The organism is Achromobacter insolitus (assembly GCF_002209555.1).
Classification (GTDB): Bacteria; Pseudomonadota; Gammaproteobacteria; order Burkholderiales; family Burkholderiaceae_B; genus Achromobacter; species Achromobacter insolitus.
In genome coordinates this window covers 123,706-142,031 of record NZ_NJIF01000007.1, presented here as the reverse complement: position 1 = coordinate 142,031, position 18,326 = coordinate 123,706, and the positions used below count along the sequence as shown (strand labels likewise).

Sequence of the window (18,326 nt, the reverse complement as noted above, 5' to 3'; positions counted from 1 at the left end):
TCGGCTTATTGCTGTTTCGAGGGCTCGTATTCGGGCATCCACCGTTTCAGCTCTGCCCGTACCGCCTCGTCTTCCACCGGGTCCGCGCCTGTGATCCACTCGATGCCCCTTTCGCGGAAGCCTTCGGGCACGGGGCGCGAGCGGGCGATCCGCAGCTTGGGATGCGGGGTCTCCAGCGTCTCTTCGCAATCCGCGAGCAGCTCTTCATAGAGCTTTTCACCCGGACGCAAGCCCGTGAATTCGATGCGGATTTCCTCTTCGGTAAATCCCGAAAGGCGGATCATGTTGCGCGCCAGATCGGCGATCTTGACGGGTTCGCCCATGTCCAGCACGAAGATTTCCCCGCCATTGCCCATGGCGGCGGCTTGCAGCACCAGCCGCGCCGCTTCCGGTATGGACATGAAGTAGCGCGTAATGTCGGGGTGGGTCACCGACACCGGTCCGCCGCGAGCGATCTGCGACTGGAATCGGGGGATGACGCTGCCCGTGCTGCCCAGCACGTTTCCGAAGCGGACGATCTGGAACCGCGTCGTGCCGCCGCGCCCATGCAGCACTTCGCACACCATTTCCGCCATGCGCTTGGTGGCGCCCATCACGTTGGTGGGGTTCACGGCCTTGTCGGTCGAGATCAGGACGAAGCGTTTCGCATGGAAGCGCTCGGCGCATTGAGCCACGTTCAGGGTGCCGAGGACGTTGTTGCGCACGGCTTGCCAGGCATTTCCGATTTCCATGAGCGGCACGTGCTTGTAGGCTGCCGCGTGGAACACGATATCCGGCTTGTAGCGGGTAAAGACCTCTTCCACCCGGATCAGGTCCTTCACGTCGCCCGCCAGCGGGATGACGCGAACGGAAGGCTGGTTGTCGGTGAACCATTGTTCGATGGTGTAGAGGGCGAACTCGCTTGCCTCGTACAGGATGATGGTCGCCGGAGCGAACCGCGCAAGCTGCCGGCAAAGTTCGCTGCCGATAGAGCCGCCAGCGCCGGTCACAAGCACCTGTTTGCCGGCGATCATCTCGTGAATATTGATGTTGTCGATATACACGGACTCGCGGCCCAGCAGATCCTCGATCTTCACGGGACGCATCATGTTGATGGCGACGCGGCCGCTCATCAGTTCGCTCAGGCCGGGCACGGTGAACAACGATGCGCCCGCGCGGGTCGCGATGTCGGACACGCGGCGCAGGGCCGGCGCCTTGGCCGACGGGATGGCCAGGATCACGTGCTTGGCGCCGTAGTCGTTGAGGATCTCGGGCAGCCTGTTGGTACCGCCCGCCACGCGGCAGCCGGAGATTTCCAGGCCGCGCTTTGCCGGATCGTCGTCGACCAGCGCCACCACATGCCAATCGGAGCTGCGGCCCAGTTCGCGGACCAGCATGGCGCCGGCGGTGCCCGCGCCGACCACGACTACGGGCGTGCCCCGGCCCAAGCCGGCGCGGTACAGCCAGTGTTCCTTCCACATGCGCCAAGCGGCGCGTCCACCGCCCATGACCAACAGCAGCAAGAGGGGATACAGCACCAGGATGGAGCGCGGCAATGCGGGCTGGCCGCGGTTCAGGAAGGCGAATAGCAGCAGCGCGACCGTGGACGCGAGCACGACGTTCAGGACACGTTTGAGGTCCGGCAGGCTGGCGAAGATCCACATGCCGCGATACAAGCCCGCCCAGCGACAGGCGATGATCTGTACGGGCAGCAGCACGAGCAGCGCCCGGGCAATGGGACCTTCCCAGTCGGTGGGCCAGTCGAAATTGAAACGAATCAGGAACGCGCCAAACCAGGCGATGATGATCGCCGCCAGGTCAAACAGGAACACCAGAGCGGTTCGAAAGCGGGTAGGGATGATCATTTTTCTTTGAGTCTGAAATCAATCCGCGATCAGGCGTGAGCCCGGAGGCAGCACGGCGTCCGCCGGTACACGGACGCGATATCCTGCACAGGAGCCGGCTTGCAGCCACGCGCGGTCTTCGACGACCACCCCGCCGGCCAGTTGCACCCCGACTCCCAGGTGGGCGAAGTCGCCGAGCACCGTGTCGTGGTCCGCAGTGGCGTTGGCATTCACAATGACGCCGCGTCCCAGGCGCGCGCAGGCGCCGACCACCGCGCCCGCCATGATGGCGCTGCCTTGGCCGATCTCGGCCAGTTTGCTGACCCAGGCCCGCGGATGGACGATGGTCGCCAGCGGGATGCCGAGATCCGCCAGGGCATCGGTCAGGCGCTGGCGCACAGCCTGGTTGCCGATGGCGACGAGCGCCGCCTGGCAATTGCCGGCCAGTTCCGGAAGTTGCGCGGTGGAGCCCGCGATGCGCCACTCGCCCGATTGCTGTTGGGCGGGGTATGCGTCATCGGCGAAGACTATGTCGGTCCACTCGCCCGTCAGCGCGGCGGCTTCGGCGACTGCGCGCCCATGTCCGCCGCTGCCTACGATGAGCAAGATGCCTTTCGAATTCATATTTACGCCATTTTCGCTAATGTCTAGCGGCCGAGCGCACGCTGACAGGATTCTACTCAAGATGTTTCCTGCGCCGGGCTACTAAATGTTCAGTTCTAGCTTTCGTTCAGTTTGAGCCTTCGGGCGTCCCAGCCTTAAGCAGTATTGACAGAGCGATAAGCGGTATATAGGCGCATATCGTTGCGGTGAGGCCTTCGATATATCCGGTCGATATTGCCACTGCCCAGGGAAACAGCCACAGCACGTTTATCGCAAGTACCGTCAGGGTTACCCGGCGGTGGCTGGAATATTTTCGGCTTGCATATTGGTAGGCATGAGTGCGATGCGCCTCGTATACCTTTTCCCCGCGGCACAGGCGGCGGATCAAGGTCACGGTGGCATCGATGATGAATACGCCCAGCAGCACCAGCCAGGCCCACAGCATGGCCGGAGAATGCCAGCCCGCCAGAAGGGAAAGGGCACCGAGAACCAGGCCCAGGAAGCCGCTGCCGCCATCGCCCATGAAGATTTTGGCAGGCGGGAAATTCCAGATCAGGAAGCCCGCCACCGTAGCTGCCAGCAGCGCGCTGGGAGCGGCCGCCAGCGGTTGGCCCGCCAGCACGTACAGGATGCAGCCGCCGACCGTGACGCAGAGCGCCTCGATGCTGGCGATGCCGTCGATGCCATCCATGAAATTGTAGAGATTCAGCATCCAGACCAGGTACAGGGCGCCCAGGATGGAGAGCATCCAGCCGCTTTGCAGCTCCAGGCCCCAGAGCGATACGGACGGAACTCCGCCGATCCAGTAAAGCACCCAGGCCGCCCCGGCGAAGTGGGCGAGCAGTCTCCAGCGGGCCTGAATATGGCCGTGGTCGTCCAGAAAGCCGATGAGTGCAATCCAGGCGCCGGCGCCGCCGAGCGCCAAGGCGTCCACCGGCGCGACGTTTCCGGTTGCCGCCAGGGTCCCCAATCCCACCAGGAAACTGATGACGAACGCGATGCCGCCGCCGCGCGGAGTGGGCGTCTTGTGGGAACTGCGCGCGTTCGGCACATCGATCACATTATGCGTGAGCGCATAGCGGCGCAGCGCGCCGGTCAACAGCCAGGCCAGCACTGCGAATACTGCAAATAACCACCAGGGTAACGATATGGCATCCATCGTGTCGTCAAATACGGAAATGGCTGAATTCTGGCCAGTGGAAAATGGATACGTTCCGGGAATCAGAGAACGTCGACGTCGCGCAGGACGAACGGCTGGGGCTTGAAGCCGAAATCCCGCGCCGCATCGTCATGGCTAAATACCATGTCGCGATTCATGCGCTGCACCATGTCGGCATTCCAGTTGCGGTAACGCGGAATCATGCGCAGGAAAAACAGGCCGGTGTTGAACAGCCAGATCGGGACTGTCAGCAGCCGCGGCGTCCTGCCCATGGCTTTGAATATCCGCGCAACCATTTCCCGGTAGCTCAGTACCTCCGCCCCGGAAATGTTGTAGCCCTTGTTGACGGCGCCCGGCGCAAACGCGGAAAGCACAGCGGCTTGCGCCACGTCATCCACATACACAGGCTGGCGTTGTCCGCCCGCGCGTCCGAAGACGGGGAAGACATGGAGCTTGCGGATGAGGCGGACGATCTCCGACAGATTGCGATCGGTGCTGCGCCCATAGATGAGCGTGGGCCGCAGCACGGTCCAGCCGATGCCGGCGCCTTCCGCCCATTGCGCCAGCGCTTGTTCTCCCTGGGACAGACGCTGCACCAGCGCCTCTTCATAGGGATTCTGGGAAGTGACCTTGGTGTAGCGGCTGGTGGACGATAGGCAGACGACCCGCTGGGCGCCCAGTCTGCGCATGAATTCGAAGTGCTCGCCCACGACCCAGATGTGGCAGAGCGCTATCCATACGGTGATGGGGCCTGCCGCGCTGGCGGCATCTTCCGCGTGGGCGTCGGCGAGCGACACCCACTGCACGGCGTCGTTGTCGCCGGCCGGCTGGGGGCTGCGGGAAAAGGCCACCACGCGATGGCCGGCAGCGGTGAGCTTGGCCAGCACCTGCCGGCCGGCCGGGGAAGTCGCGCCCAGGACGCCCACGGTAATTGCATCGCTCATCGTCCACCCCGATCGATGTGTTGCTGCAGCAATTCGGCCAGGCGGGCAGCCTGTTTCTCGAGCTCGAAATGCTCCAGGAAATAGGCGCGCCCGCGTTCGCCCATGGCGGCACGCGCTTGCGCGGACATGCCATGCAGTTGTTCGATATTGCGGGCCAGCTGCACGGCGTCTTCGGCGGGACTGACCAGGCCGGCACCGGCTTCTTCGACGACGCGAGCACCCTCGCCGTCGATCGAGGCGAGTATGGGGCGGCCGGCGCTCAGATAGGACTGGATCTTGGCAGGCACCGTTTGCGCGTAGATTTCGCTGCGCTTGAGCGAAACGATCAGCCCCTGCGCGCGCGTCAGGAACTGCGGCATCTCGCTGGACGGATAGCGTCCGGCGAGAATGAGGTTGTCCAGGTTGCGGGACTGCTTCTGTTCCGCCAGCCAAGGCGACATGCTGCCGCTGCCGACCAGGACGATGCGGACATCGGTCAGATGCTTGAGCCGTTCGGCCGCCTCGGCCAGGGTCTCGACAGCTTGCGCCGTGCCGAGATTGCCGGCGAACACGATGCAAAAGCGCGAGTCCAGTTCATCCAGCAGCGCGCGGGGCACCTGCGTATCCGCGGACAGCGTGCTGGGTGTGTCCCGCGAGCAGTTCGGGTAGTAGACGAGCTTGGCGGGGTTGGCGTAGCGCGAGACCGCTGCGATGAACGCCCGCGACTGCACCATGATCAGGCCGGAGCACGCGTAGATGCCACGCACCATCAGGCCGATCGCGCTCAGCACGAACTTGTTCTTGATGAATCCGGTCGCGCTCAGGCTTTCTGGCCACAGGTCCAACACCCACATTGCCATGGGCTTGCGCAGGCGCCACTTCAGATAGATTGCCGGAATGGCGGCAGTGATCGGAGACAGCGAAAAGACGAAGACGATATCGAACGACTTGCCCTTGGCCTGCCGCGGGAAATATCGCAGGCCATTCCAGACGAACGACAGATAGTTGCGCGCAAGATTCGCCGCGCCGCCTGCGCCGCGTGGCCGCAACGGCGCGCGATGCACGGCGACGGAGCCGGCGAACACCTCTTCGGACGCGCCTTCCGCCTGATATCCGGGGAAGATCTTCCCGTCGGGATAGTTCGGCTTCCCAGTGAAGACTTCCACGGTATGGCCCTGGGCGACCAGTGCTTCCACCAGATCGTTGATCGAGAAGGACTCGGGCCAGAAGTACTGGGTGACGAGCGCGATCTTCAATTCGCCTTTTTCCATACGACGCGATTGACGTAGTCGGTGTAGCTATGAATGATGCGCACCACCTTCTCGGACACGTTGGGCATGCTGTAGTCCGCCACCAGCCGGAAGTCGCGCTCGGCGCCGCGGGATTGATGCGCCAGCAGCTCCAGCGCCTGCAGCGCGCGGTCGGATTCCAGGCCGACCATCATCACGGAGGCCTCTTCCATGCCTTCAGGACGTTCGTGCGCTTCGCGGATGTTCAATGCCGGAAAATTCAGGATCGAGGACTCTTCCGTGATCGTGCCGCTGTCGGATAGCACCGCGCGCGAGGACACTTGCAGCTTGTTGTAGTCCTTGAAGCCCAACGGCTTCAGCAGGCGCACGTTGTCATGGAACTTGGCGCCGAGCGCGTCCACGCGCTTCTGCGTGCGCGGATGGGTGGAGACGATCACCGGCAGGCCATAGGTCGACGCTACCGTATTCAGCAGGTTGACCAGCTTGGCGAAGTTATGGTCGGAATCCACGTTCTCTTCGCGGTGCGCGCTGACCACGAAAAACTGGCCGGGAGTCAGTCCAAGCCGGTCGAGCACGTCGGACGCTTCGATGCCGTCGCGATAGTGATTCAGCACTTCGAACATCGGGCTGCCGGTCTTGATGATCCGGTCGGCGGGCAGGCCTTCGCGCAGCAGGTATTCGCGTGCGATGTCGCTGTACGTGAGGTTGATGTCCGAAGTGTGATCGACGATGCGGCGGTTGATCTCTTCGGGCACGCGCTGATCAAAGCAGCGGTTGCCGGCTTCCATGTGGAAAGTCGGGATCTTGCGGCGCTTGGCGGGCAGCACAGCCATGCAGCTGTTCGTGTCGCCCAGCACCAGGACCGCATCGGGCTGGATGTCGGCCAGCGCCTGGTCGGTGGCGATGATCACCTTGCCGATGGTCTCGGCGCCCGAGGCGCCTGCGGCGTTCAGAAAGTGGTCCGGCTTGCGGATGCCCAGGTCCTGGAAGAAGATCTCGTTGAGTTCGTAGTCGTAGTTCTGCCCGGTGTGGACCAGGACATGGTCGCAATGGCGATCCAGGCTCGCGAGCACGCGAGACAGCCTGATGATTTCCGGCCGGGTACCGACGACGGTGGCGACTTTGAGTTTTTTCATATCAGAGGGGGCGGGCGTAAGTGTCGGGACGGGCGCGGTCGAAGATCTCGTTGGCCCACAGCATGACGACCATTTCGTCGTCGCCGATGTTCGTGATGTCGTGCGTCCAGCCGGGCACGGTTTCCACGATTTCCGGCTTTTCGCCATCCGTGTCCTGTTCATGGAATTCGCCGGTCAGGATATGGCGGAAGCGAAAGCGCGCGCGTCCCTTGATGACCAGGAATTTCTCGGTTTTCGAGTGGTGGTAGTGGCCGCCGCGCGTCACGCCGGGATGGGCGGTGAAGTACGAGAACTGGCCGCTGTCCTGCGTCTTGAGCATTTCGACGAACACGCCTCGCGGGTCGCCGTACTTGGGCACTTCGTAGGAGAAGCGCTCGGGCGGCAGGTAGCTGACATAGGTGGCGTAGAGCGCCCGGGTCAGTCCGGTACCCACGGCCGCGGTGATCAGTGTCTGGCGGCTGTCGCGGAACGTCTCCAGCTGTGCGGCGAGGTCGCCGACCGTGATGCGGTATTGGGGCGCGACGCTGCAGAACCGGTCGTCGGCGACGGCGCCATCCATCAGTTCGACGAAGCGGGCGACGACATCGTCCACATAGACCAGCGTGATCGCGGCGGCCGGATCATTGATCTGGATGGGCAGGCCGCGGTTGATGTTGTGGCAGAACGTGGCCACCGCGGAGTTGTAGTTAGGGCGCGCCCATTTGCCGAATACGTTGGGCAGTCGGAACAGATAGACCGGCGAGCCGTGTTTGTCCGCCAATTGCGATAGCGCGTCCTCTGCTTCTCGCTTGCTCTGGCCATAGGGGTTGTCCTGGCTGGCCTGGGTCGACGAGGAATAGATCACGGGCGCGCGGCGGCCGCTGCGGACGATGCTCTCGCAAAGCTGCTGGGTCAGTCCCGCGTTGCCGCTCTGGAAATCGGCGGGGTCCTTGGGCCGGTTCACGCCGGCCAGATGGAAGATGAAGTCCGCCTGGGCCGTCAGTTCGTCCAGCCGGGAGGCGTTGTCGCCACGCGTGAAGCGCAGGACTTCGACGTCCTTGCGCTCTTCCAGCGTGGCGATGAGATTCTGCGCAACGAATCCGTTGCTGCCGGTAATGAGAACCTTCATGGCTTACTCCTCAGGCGTCACTTGCTCGCCACGCTGGATGGCTTGCATGAACTCCAGCTTGAGCAGCAGTTGCTCCATGCCGTGGGTGTCCAGACGCTGGGTATTGTGCGAGTTGTAGTCTTCGCTGCGCGAGATCTTTTCTTCGCCCTGCTCGACGAACTTCGCGTAGTTCAGGTCGCGCAGATCGGGCGGGATGCGGTAATAGTCGCCCATGTCTTCGGCGCAAGCCATTTCCTCGCGGCTCAGCAGGACTTCATACAGCTTTTCGCCGTGCCGCGTGCCGATGACGTTGATCGGATGCTCGGGCTTGCCGACCATGCGCGCCAGGGTCTTGGCCAGGGTCTGGACGGTGGCCGCGGGCGCCTTCTGCACGAAGAGGTCGCCGTTGTTGCCGTGTTCGAACGCATACAGCACCAGATCCACCGCGTCCGACAGCGTCATCATGAAGCGGGTCATGTCGGGGTCGGTGATGGACAGCGGTATGCCCGCCCGCATCTGTTCAATGAACAGGGGGATCACCGAACCGCGCGATGCCATGACGTTGCCGTAACGGGTTCCACAGATCACCGTCTCGGTCGCGTCCAGGTCGCGCGATTTCGCGACCATGACCTTCTCCATCATGGCCTTGGAAATGCCCATGGCGTTGATGGGATAGACCGCCTTGTCCGTGCTGAGACAGACGACCTTGCTGACCTTGTTGCGGATGGCGGCCTCCAGGACGTTTTCGGTCCCGAGGATGTTGGTGTAGACCGCTTCCATCGGGTGGAATTCGCAGGAGGGCACCTGCTTGAGCGCCGCCGCGTGAAAAATATAGTCCACGCCGCGCGTGGCGTTCAGCAGGCTCTGGCTGTTGCGAACGTCGCCAATGTAGAACTTAAGCTTTGGATGCGAGTAGCGCTTGCGCATGTCGTCCTGCTTCTTCTCGTCGCGGCTGAAGATGCGGATTTCACCGATGTCGGTCTGCAGGAAACGTTTCAGGACGGCATTGCCGAAGGATCCCGTGCCGCCGGTGATGAGCAGTTTGGCGTTTGGTTTCAACATATTCGCAAGTCTCTTTCTATGGAACGACGCAATGCCGTTCAAGCGCTGCGCAGATGCGCCGCGCGCACCAGCGCTTCGCGATCGGCCAGCGTGGGGTAATTGATCAGCACGGCCTTGTACGCACCCTTGAATACGAACAGGCTGCCGGCGCCGGCGCCGATGATTCCAAACTGCTTGATGAGTTCGCCGATGTCTGCGACGGAGCCCGCGCCGCCCAGCACGGACATCGGCACGGTCGTCACGTTGCGAATCTGTTCAACGATGCCCAGGTCATAGCCCTTCATGACGCCGTCGTGGTCGATGGAGTTGATGACGATCTCGCCCACGCCGTGCTGTTGCAATAGGGGCGCGAGTTCGACCGGATTCAGGTGCGTGTTCTTGGTGGCATTGTGCGTCCAGACCTCGTAGCGCGAACTGAAGCGCTTTTTCTTGACGTCCAGGACGGCGACAACGCTTTGCCGGCCAAGCTTTTCGGCGATCCGGCTGGCCAGCGTGGGGTCCTCGACCAGCGCGGAGCTGAGCGCGACCTTTTCCACGCCCAGGCTGATGATCGCCTGGGCCTGTTCGACCGTCTTGACGCCGCCACCGTAGCAGAACGGCATACGGCATTCGGCGGCGAGACGTTCGATCATTTTCAGATCGGGGCCGAGGCCCTTGGTCGTGGCGTCGATGTCGACGACGATCAATTCGTCGACTTCCTTTTCATTGAAGATCCGGACCGCATTGATGGGGTCGCCGACGTATTTATCGGACGAGAACTTCACGGTCTTGACCAGACCTTTATCTCGGACGAGGAGGCAGGGAATGATTCTGGGACGAAGCACGTTAGATATCCGCGAAGTTCTTCAGGAGCTGCGCACCGAATTCGTGGCTTTTCTCGGGGTGGAATTGCACGCCATACACGTTCTCGTGATTGACCGCGCAAGCGAATGTGGTGCCGTACTCAGCGCTCGCCAGGACATCGTCCTGGCTCTGGCAATCGAAGTAGTACGAATGCAGGAAGTAGAAGCGCGCATCCGTTTCCAGGCCATTGAACAACGGTGAGGCCTGGCGCGGCCGCACGTCGTTCCAGCCCATGTGAGGCAATTGGGTGCGCTGCGTGAAGTGAGTGGTATCCAGCTTGCGGACCATGCCCGGCACCCAATTCAGGCCAGGCTCCGAGCCTTCCTCGCTACCGCCCGCCAGCATCTGCATGCCGACGCATATGCCCAGCACCGGAACCTTGTCCTGCGTCACGCGCTTGACCGCGATGTCGTACATGCCGGACTCGCGGAACGAATCCATGGCGTAGTCGAAGGCGCCGACGCCAGGCAAGATCAGCTTGGTCGCGCCCGCCACGTCATCGGCGGTACGCGCGATGGACACGGGCACCGCCATCCGGCGGTACATGTTGGCGAACGCCAGGACGTTGCCCAGGCCGTAGTCAATAATGGCGATCATCGGAAAAGCCTCTTTTCCAGGCCGAGCTTCTGCATGACGTTGGCGCCCAGGCCGATCAGCGCCTTCTTGTTGGCGTAATCGCGGAAGGTCCGGTTCGGGCCTTCGAATATCTCTTGCAGTTCGTCTTCGGTCAGGTCCAGCTTGTGCGCGACGTAACGGAACTCCTGGCGCGCGAAGTGTTCGTCGAGCTCTGGCCGGGAGATGCGGTCCAATGCTTCATCGCGCGTCATCTGGCCGGTCAGGATCAGGCTGGAGAAGTGGGCGCGACGCTTTTCGTAGCCGAACTTGCGCGGCATCCAGTAGTCTTCGTAGAAGCGCGTGAAGCGCGATTCATGGTGCTTGTGCTGGAATTTCTTCCAGCCGAAGCGCGTCTCCAGTTCCTGTTCCGCATCCGCCTTGATGTAGGGCACCAGGTTCAGAGGCTTGAAGACCTGCATGCCCAGCACGTAACGGTAGTAGAGCTTGTAGGTCAGGATGTCGACGATCGGAAAGGTCTTGAGCGGACGCTTGCCGAACTTCTTGTGGATATCCAGGATGAGGCGTTTGTCGATACCCGGATAGCCGCCCCATTCTTCGGGTTCGCGGCAGCATTCGGTCGAGTAGTTGCCGCCCGTGAGCACATACTTGAGCTTGTGCTTGTTGGCGAACTTATACAGCCCCGAAAAGAATGCGACGTCTTGAGGCAGGTCCTGGTCGGGGATCTGCGACTTCAGGAAAGCGACCTGCAGGTCCTTCATTTCTTCCCAGTTGATGACCTCGGTGTACAGCTCCAGCCCCAGGCCATCGACGAGCTTTTCCACGTTGCCCACGGCCTGGTCGGTGTCCCAACCGGCGTCGACGTGGAACAGCAAGGGGCGCAAGCCCATCTTTTCCTTCGCGATGTAAGCCGTGTACGAGCTGTCCAGGCCGCCGCTCAGACCGATGATGCAGTCGAAGTCCTTGCCCTTGCCCTGTGCCTTGATCTTTTCGGCCGTGCGCATGAGCTCGGCTTCGCCGCGGGCATCGGTGTGCCAGTTGGGTTTGATCTGCGTGTCGAAATTTGCGCAGTAGTCGGATTCACCGCGTTCATCGAACGTAATGTTCGGATCGCTGGTGTCCATGATGGTGCGTGTGCAGATACGGTAACTTTGGCTCATGTTATTTCGGTACTGGCGTGAGGCTTGCGGCAAGATCCGGCGCCCCGTTCTTTCGGGTTGAACCCGATGTTGATTGACGGCGCGCCGTGAGGCGCTGGCGCGGCAGGCCTGGGCCCGCCGCGCCAGCGCCCCTGGCGGGGCATCAGGTTCGCGAGTTGCGTTCGATTCCCTGTGCAACGGCTTGAACGATTTGCTGCACGAGATCCGTGGTCAGGTAAGGGTGCATGGGCAGGCTCATGACCTTTTCGGCCAGGCTGTCGCCTATCGGCAGGCTGACCGAGTCGTCGCGCACCGCGGGTTGCTTGTTCAGCGGGATCGGGTAGTGCACGGCCGTGGGGATTCCCTGCGCTTTCAGGTGTTCCTGCAGCGCGGCCCGATGAGGCACCAGGATCGTGTATTGCGCCCATGCGCTGACGTTTCCGTCCGCGACGTAAGGCGTATCGGTAAACCCGGCGGCGTGGAAGGCTGCGGTATAGCTGGCGGCGACTTGATCGCGCAGGGCCAGTTCTTCGTCCAGCAGCTCCAGCTTCGGCAGCAGGATGGCAGCTTGCAGCGTGTCCAGTCGGCTGTTCACGCCAATGCGGACATGGTGATAGCGCCGGTCCTGGCCGTGACGAGCGATCTGGCGGATAACGCGCGCCAGATCGGGATCGTTGGTGAAGATTGCGCCGCCATCGCCATAGCAGCCCAACGGCTTGCTCGGGAAAAAGCTGGTGCACGAGATCGCGCTGAGGTTGCAGGACTTGCGGCCCTTGTACGTCGCGCCGTAGCTCTGCGCCGCGTCCTCGATGACGGGAATGCCATGCCGTTCGGCGACGGCGTTGATCGCGTCGAGGTCAGCGCATTGGCCATACAGCGAAACCGGGATGATGGCCTTGGTGCGCGGCGTGATTGCGGCTTCGAGCTTCGCGGGGTCGAGGTTGCAGGTCCGCGGGTCGACGTCCACGTAGACCGGTTTGGCGCCCAGCAGGACGACGCTCTCGGCGGTTGCGATGTAATTGAAGCCAGGGGTGATCACTTCATCGCCCGGGCCGATGCCCAGCGCCATCTGCACAATCTGCAGGGCGTCCGTGCCGTTGGCGCAGCTGATGCAGAATTCGGTGCCAGCATAGGCGGCCAGCTTCTGTTCAAGTTCCGCGACTTCCGGTCCCAGGATGAACTGGCCGTGCGCCAGCACGCGTTGGATGCCCGCATCGATCTTGTCCTTGATGCGGTTCTGCTGAGCTTTGAGGTCGACGAAATCGATCATGCTTTGGTATCCGTTTTGGTCACGACGTTGCCATTGAGGACGTATTGGGCATTGGTATGGGGGCAGACCGCGACCCCCGTACCCTCCAACGGCAGATCCAGCTGCTCACCGAATTCGCTCATCCAGCCGATCTGCCGCGCGGGCACGCCGACCATCAATGCGTAGTCGGGAACGTCGCGGTTGATGACCGCGCCGGCGCCGACGAAGGCGAACGCGCCCACGGTGACTCCGCACACCACGGTGCAATTAGCCCCCAGGGTGGCGCCGCGCTTGACCAGCGTGTCGCGATACTGATCCTTGCGTTCGATCAGCGAGCGGGGGTTGTACACGTTCGTGAAGACCATGCTGGGGCCGCAGAACACGCCGTCTTCAAGCGTGACGTTGTCGTAGACCGACACGTTGTTCTGCACCTTGCAATCGTTGCCGATAACGACCTTGTTGCCCACGAAGACGTTCTGGCCCAGCGAAACGCCGGTGCCGATGCGAGCGCCGCCGCACACATGCACGAAATGCCAGACGCGAGAGCCGTCTCCGATTTGGGCGCCGTCGTCGACGATGGCGCTGGGATGCTGGTAGTGGCTCATTTCTTCAGGAACGGGTGATAGTCGCCTGCGAGCGGGGCGATGGGCGCTTGGCGGATCGCGGCAACGGTGCTGATGGCCACTCGGTTTTCTTCCAGGCCGAAACCACGGCCGGCCAGGATTTCCTGGTAGCTGCGCGTATGCAGGTCGGTGAAGCCACCCGAAAACTCGATTTCCTCGCCGTCCACGGTAATGGAGCGGAACGTGCGCTGCCCGGCCTCGCGCTGCGCTTGCGGGACGTCTTCGACATCCACGGAAAGGAACCACCGCACTCGTGCGTGCTCATATTCCAGGTAGCCGGCGGCCTTGGTGTCTTCGGATTTATGGACAATGTTCTCCTGCAGTGCGCCAAAAATAAAATGGAGCATGTCGAAGAAGTGCACGCCGATATTGGTGGCGATGCCGCCTGATTTCTTCAGGTCGCCCTTCCATGACTGCAGATACCAGTGGCCGCGCGAAGTAATGTAGGTAAGGTCGACTTCATGCTTGGTCGCCTTTTTCTCTTTTTGTACTTTTTCGCGCAAGGCCATGATTGCCGGGTGCACGCGCAACTGCAGAATGGTATTTACCTTGCGGCCCGTGTCACGTTCGATGTCTTGCAGGCCGTCGATATTCCAGGGATTCAATACCAACGGCTTCTCACAGATGGCATCGGCGCCTGAGCGCAATGCAAACCGCATGTGCGAATCATGAAGATAATTAGGCGAGCAGATGGAGACATAATCCACGCGCTTCGAGTCGCCCGCTCGGCGCAGTTTATCCAGATGGCGATCAAATCGCTCGAATTCGGTAAAGAAGTCGGCCGTGGGAAAATGGCTATCGATAATGCCTACGGAATCGTTCGGGTCCAACGCGGCGACCAACTCGTTGCCGGTTTCCTTGATGGCAATCATGTGGCGCGGTGCGATGTATCCAGCTGCGCCGATCAGGGCAAAATTCTTCATGGAATTGTCGTGTGTCTAGCGGTAGATTAATGGGCCGGGGGCAAACGCAAAAATGACCAGGAGCAACTATGCCTTGTTGCTCGAATTCGGGTGAAAGTATATGTGCCCGCGCCACGCAATGGTGGGGTCTTTGCAACACACTGACGGCAGGCTTACAGCCTGGCTACTATGCGCTACGAATTGATAAGCGCCATCTTGGTCGGTGACGGCGCGGAGCGAGAACGTAGGGATTCTGGCGTCCCCATTTACGCGGGGGAAGCATGGTAGGCTGTCAGGACGAAGGTTCACCTGCCGGCCCGACTTGTCCACCTGAGCTACGTTCTTCATGTTGGCGGCAATAGAGCGAAATAGTAGGCGAGAACGGACCCGATGCGGGGTATTGCTGGTTGGCAGAACTTGCGGCATTCGCAGGTAGCAGAGTCGCGCGCAGCAATCCCAAAGACTATACTATAGCCGTCTGCGTTCTGCCATATGCTCAGCCATTTGTAGTAGAGCTTTCATGCTCAAAATCATACGCATGGAAGCCGTTGAAGATTTTTGCCGGACCCTTTCGGGTATTTAGCAATTTGCTGCCGAAAAATACAAACGGGAATATTCCTATTTCAAATGGCCCGTCACCGTTTAATTTTCCGATTCAGGCGCAAGTGGCGAGGTGCAATTAGTTGATTTGCACTATGTAAACCATACCTTTTCGTCGATACACTTTATAAATCGAAGCGGCCTGCCCAGAGTTCTATGAGATCTCTTGCATACATATATTCCCGAGTGTTGCGAAAATTGCGTGGCTCCGCCATTCAGAATTCCAATATCCATTCAACCTCCAAGGTCGAGTCCGGCAGCGTCGTCGTCAATTCGAGTTTTGATCGTCATTCATTCTGTGGCTACGACTGCACCTTTCTGAATACACGCGTTGGCGCGTTTTGTTCGATCGCCAACGGCGTGGTGGTGGGCGGAGCCCGGCACCCAATCGAGTACGTGTCCACCAGCCCCGTGTTCCTGTCGCACAAGGACAGCGTCAAAACCAAGCTTTCGCGCCATGTCTACTCGTGGGAGCCCGAAACACGGATCGGCAACGATGTCTGGATCGGCGAACGGGTGCTGATAAAGGGCGGCGTATCGATCGGCGATGGCGCGGTGATTGGCATGGGCAGCGTCGTAACCAAGGACGTGCCAGCGTATTCGATAGTGGGCGGCAATCCCGCGCGATTGATCCGGCGCCGGTTTCCGGACGACGTGATCGCTGCGCTGGAGCGTTTGCGCTGGTGGTCGTTGACCGACGAAGAAATAACAGAGATGGCGCCGTTGTTCGTGGATCCCGTCGCGCTCCTCAAGAAGAAAGGGCTGCTGTGAAGATTGTCCATTTTTGCGTCTCCTGTTTTTATATCGACGGCTACAGGTACCAAGAGAACGAACTGATCCGCGAGCACGTCAAGGCGGGGCACGAAGTCACTGTGGTCGCGTCCACGGAAACCTTCGTGAACAATATGGACCTTGGCTATACCGAGCCCGGCACTTATGTCGGCGCGGAGGGCGCCAAGGTAATCCGGTTGCCCTATTCAGGACCATTCCCGAGCGCTGTGCGACGCAAGCTGCGGGTGCATCCGGGCATTGACCGCATTCTGGAAGAAATCAAGCCGGATGCCATCATGTTCCACGGCCTGTGTGGCTGGGAACTGCTGACGGTGGCCCGATACGTGAAACGGCATCCGGGCGTGATCTTTTATGCCGATAGCCACGAAGACGCCAATAACAGCGCGACGAACTTCATATCTAAGCATCTGCTGCACGGCCAGTATTACCGGCGCATTATTCAGGCATGCCTGCCTTATATCGCGAAGGTGCTCTGCATTTCGCTGGAGACCATGGAATTCTGTCATGCACAGTACGGCATTCCGAGGGAAAAGCTGGAGTTCTTTCCCTTGGGCGGAAATGTGCTGGACGACGCCGCCTATGCGGACGTCCGCAAGCGCACGCGCGAGAAGTACGGGTTCGCCGACGATGAGGTGGTTTTTCTCCAGTCTGGAAAAATAGACGCCAAGAAAAAATTGGCGGACAGTTTGCGGGCGTTTGCCAGGACGTCGGATCCGAAACTGAAGTTTGTCGTGGCCGGGGCCATTTCCGAGACGGTCGCTCCCGAAATAAACCCGCTGATGGCGGCCGATTCCAGAGTCAGTTTTCTGGGATGGAAGACGTCCGAGGAGCTGCACGAACTGCTGTGCGCGGCCGACGTCTACGTGCAGCCGGGGAGCCAGTCGGCATCCATGCAGGCCGCGCTGTGCTGCCGGCGTCCGGTCATCGTGGACGATGTGCTCAGCCACCAGCCCTTTGTGGCGGGCAACGGCTGGTTGGTTCGCAATGGCGCCGATCTGCAACAGGTCTTTCTTGCCATCGAAGCAGACAAATCGCAGCTGGAAGCGATGTCCCAGGGCTCGTTTGAAGTGGCGCGTCGCCTGTTGGACTATTCGCAGATGGCACGCCGCATTCTGCAGTAGCGCATTGTCCGAGCAGTCAGGTTTCCAGGGAATCCGTATTCCTGTCCGAATCTCCGCGCGAAACAGGCTCGCGGGCTCGGCTCATCTCTAAAGCGTGCTGAAAGCCAGTGAAATTACTAAAAAGCGATTTTTCCAAGAACGTACTCACTGTGCTCAGCGGTAGTTCGCTGGCATTGCTCATCGCGCTCCTGCTCAGCCCTCTGTTGTCGCGGTTTTTTTCGCCGGAACAGTTCGGGTACCTTGCCGTTTATGCGTCGCTTGCAGCGATCGGCTCGGTTTTCGCTTCACTTCGGTTCGAGCTGACCATAGTCTTGGCGCCAACGGACCGGTACGCCTATTATCTGTTGCTCCTGGCCTTTGGGCTGACAGGCATTTTCAGCGCTGGCTTTATCGTTCTGTCGGGGATCGTCGTGATGGCAATCCCCGATCTGATCGCCAGGCATATTCCCCCGTTTGTCATATTTCCGATGTTGACGGTGGGCATCTTCCTGACCACTGCCAACCTGATCCTGACGTCCTGGGGGACTCGCCGCAAGCGCTACAAAGGCATTTCGCAGGCCCGAGTCATTCAGGCGCTGACGCTGTGTTCGGGGCAGGTGGCGCTCGGCGCGCTTTCCCTGAGTGGTTTCGGCTTGATCCTTGGACATGCGCTTGGCGCAGCCTGCATGATGCTCAAGCTCTTGCAAGAGTATGCAGACGAATTTCGCAGGTTCTGGCGTACGGCAAGCCTGAAGCGGGTGGTCGCCGTGGCCAAGCGCTACAAGGACTTTCCGCGTTTCATGGTCATTGGCCAATTGGCGAACGTGGTGTCGGGCCAGGCGCCCGTCATTCTTCTGGCGTTTCTATATGACTCTCACGCCGTTGGCCTCTATTCCCTGCCTGAACGGGTGCTGGTCATGCCATGCGCCTTTATCGCGTCCTCGATCGGAGAGGTGTATCGCCAAGAGGCTGCGGCCACATTCAATCGCATTGGAAACTGCCGTTCCGTATTCCTGAAGACTGCCAAGAAACTGGCGATACTCGGAGCGGTCCCCGCAGTGGTCACCATGGCCGCCTCTCCGTTCTTTTTTTCCATCGTCTTCGGCGACGCTTGGGCCGAAGCCGGAAAAATAGCGGCAGTCTTGGGAGCCTTGATCTTTTTCCAGACGGTGGTTTCGCCGTTGAGCTACACGGTTCTGCTGACCAAGATGTACCGGCTGGATCTGATCTGGCAAGTGACCCGCCTTGTCTTGGTCGGCGTGGGAATATGGGCAGGATATTATTTCCTGAATTCCCTGTTCTACTCCGTGGTGTTCCTGGTCGCGGCGTACTGCGTCATGTATGCCTTGCACTTCGTCCTGCAGTACAAGGCGGCATGCGGCCAAACCGTCGGAGGCAAACCGGTGTCGGCCTGAGCGCGTGGCGGCGGGAATGCCGCCATCTGGGAAGGTTGCGGTGGAAG

At 60.8% G+C, this 18,326-nt stretch carries 17 protein-coding genes; 3 read left to right on the top strand and 14 right to left on the bottom strand.

Annotation, left to right across the window (positions count from 1 at the left end; genetic code table 11):
- Positions 1–5: 5 nt before the first annotated feature.
- From CEY08_RS21205 to CEY08_RS21140, 14 genes are all read right to left on the bottom strand, one after another.
- Positions 6–1,844 carry a polysaccharide biosynthesis protein gene (locus CEY08_RS21205; protein ID WP_063641494.1) on the bottom strand — a complete coding sequence of 613 codons (1,839 nt, stop codon included), beginning with the start codon at positions 1,842–1,844 and terminating at the stop codon, positions 6–8.
- An 18-nt stretch (positions 1,845–1,862) separates the two neighbouring features.
- The gene (locus CEY08_RS21200) at positions 1,863–2,447 is read right to left on the bottom strand and encodes an acetyltransferase (RefSeq protein ID WP_063961785.1); all 585 of its coding nucleotides are present in this window, start codon (positions 2,445–2,447) and stop codon (positions 1,863–1,865) included.
- Positions 2,448–2,553: 106 nt separating this feature from the next.
- Positions 2,554–3,540: an MraY family glycosyltransferase gene (locus CEY08_RS21195; protein WP_232033768.1), complete on the bottom strand. Its 987-nt coding sequence runs from the start codon at positions 3,538–3,540 to the stop codon at positions 2,554–2,556.
- Positions 3,541–3,647: 107 nt separating this feature from the next.
- A complete protein-coding gene (locus CEY08_RS21190; protein WP_063961787.1) occupies positions 3,648–4,529 on the bottom strand; it encodes an NAD-dependent epimerase/dehydratase family protein in 882 nt (293 codons plus the stop codon).
- Positions 4,526–5,764 (bottom strand): glycosyltransferase family 4 protein, encoded by a 1,239-nt coding sequence (locus tag CEY08_RS21185; protein WP_063641490.1) that lies wholly within the window; start codon positions 5,762–5,764, stop codon positions 4,526–4,528. Before CEY08_RS21185 ends, CEY08_RS21190 begins: the two co-directional genes overlap by 4 nt.
- Complete coding sequence (gene wecB, locus CEY08_RS21180; protein WP_063641489.1) at positions 5,761–6,894, bottom strand: non-hydrolyzing UDP-N-acetylglucosamine 2-epimerase; 1,134 nt, start codon at positions 6,892–6,894, stop codon at positions 5,761–5,763. Before wecB ends, CEY08_RS21185 begins: the two co-directional genes overlap by 4 nt.
- A 1-nt stretch (position 6,895) precedes the next feature.
- Positions 6,896–8,002: a UDP-2-acetamido-2,6-beta-L-arabino-hexul-4-ose reductase gene (gene wbjC / locus CEY08_RS21175; RefSeq protein ID WP_063641488.1), complete on the bottom strand. Its 1,107-nt coding sequence runs from the start codon at positions 8,000–8,002 to the stop codon at positions 6,896–6,898.
- A gap of 3 nt (positions 8,003–8,005) precedes the next feature.
- Complete coding sequence (locus tag CEY08_RS21170) at positions 8,006–9,043, bottom strand: polysaccharide biosynthesis protein (RefSeq protein ID WP_063641487.1); 1,038 nt, start codon at positions 9,041–9,043, stop codon at positions 8,006–8,008.
- 38 nt (positions 9,044–9,081) lie between these two features.
- Entirely contained in the window at positions 9,082–9,867 is a 786-nt protein-coding gene (locus tag CEY08_RS21165) for an AglZ/HisF2 family acetamidino modification protein (RefSeq protein WP_063641486.1), read from the bottom strand.
- 1 nt (position 9,868) lies between these two features.
- Positions 9,869–10,483 (bottom strand): imidazole glycerol phosphate synthase subunit HisH, encoded by a 615-nt coding sequence (gene hisH / locus CEY08_RS21160; protein ID WP_076816749.1) that lies wholly within the window; start codon positions 10,481–10,483, stop codon positions 9,869–9,871.
- A complete protein-coding gene (locus CEY08_RS21155) occupies positions 10,480–11,619 on the bottom strand; it encodes an N-acetyl sugar amidotransferase (protein ID WP_063641484.1) in 1,140 nt (379 codons plus the stop codon). The genes hisH and CEY08_RS21155 overlap by 4 nt, the downstream gene beginning before the upstream one ends.
- A gap of 142 nt (positions 11,620–11,761) precedes the next feature.
- Positions 11,762–12,868 (bottom strand): DegT/DnrJ/EryC1/StrS family aminotransferase, encoded by a 1,107-nt coding sequence (locus CEY08_RS21150; protein WP_076816746.1) that lies wholly within the window; start codon positions 12,866–12,868, stop codon positions 11,762–11,764.
- Positions 12,865–13,452, bottom strand: coding sequence for a UDP-2-acetamido-3-amino-2,3-dideoxy-D-glucuronate N-acetyltransferase (gene wbpD, locus CEY08_RS21145; RefSeq protein ID WP_063641482.1), 588 nt, complete (start codon positions 13,450–13,452; stop codon positions 12,865–12,867). The genes CEY08_RS21150 and wbpD overlap by 4 nt, the downstream gene beginning before the upstream one ends.
- On the bottom strand, positions 13,449–14,393 hold the full coding sequence (locus tag CEY08_RS21140; RefSeq protein ID WP_063641481.1) for a Gfo/Idh/MocA family oxidoreductase: 945 nt from the start codon (positions 14,391–14,393) through the stop codon (positions 13,449–13,451). Before CEY08_RS21140 ends, wbpD begins: the two co-directional genes overlap by 4 nt.
- 765 nt (positions 14,394–15,158) lie before the next feature.
- On the opposite strand from CEY08_RS21140, the gene CEY08_RS30010 reads away from it, so the two are divergent.
- From CEY08_RS30010 to CEY08_RS21125, 3 genes are all read left to right on the top strand, one after another.
- Positions 15,159–15,743 carry a CatB-related O-acetyltransferase gene (locus CEY08_RS30010; protein WP_232033767.1) on the top strand — a complete coding sequence of 195 codons (585 nt, stop codon included), beginning with the start codon at positions 15,159–15,161 and terminating at the stop codon, positions 15,741–15,743.
- Positions 15,740–16,885, top strand: a complete 1,146-nt coding sequence (locus CEY08_RS21130) for a glycosyltransferase family 4 protein (protein ID WP_076816743.1) — start codon at positions 15,740–15,742, stop codon at positions 16,883–16,885. Before CEY08_RS30010 ends, CEY08_RS21130 begins: the two co-directional genes overlap by 4 nt.
- Before the next feature lie 107 nt (positions 16,886–16,992).
- Positions 16,993–18,279, top strand: a complete 1,287-nt coding sequence (locus tag CEY08_RS21125; protein ID WP_063961789.1) for a lipopolysaccharide biosynthesis protein — start codon at positions 16,993–16,995, stop codon at positions 18,277–18,279.
- The last annotated feature ends 47 nt before the right edge of the window (positions 18,280–18,326 follow it).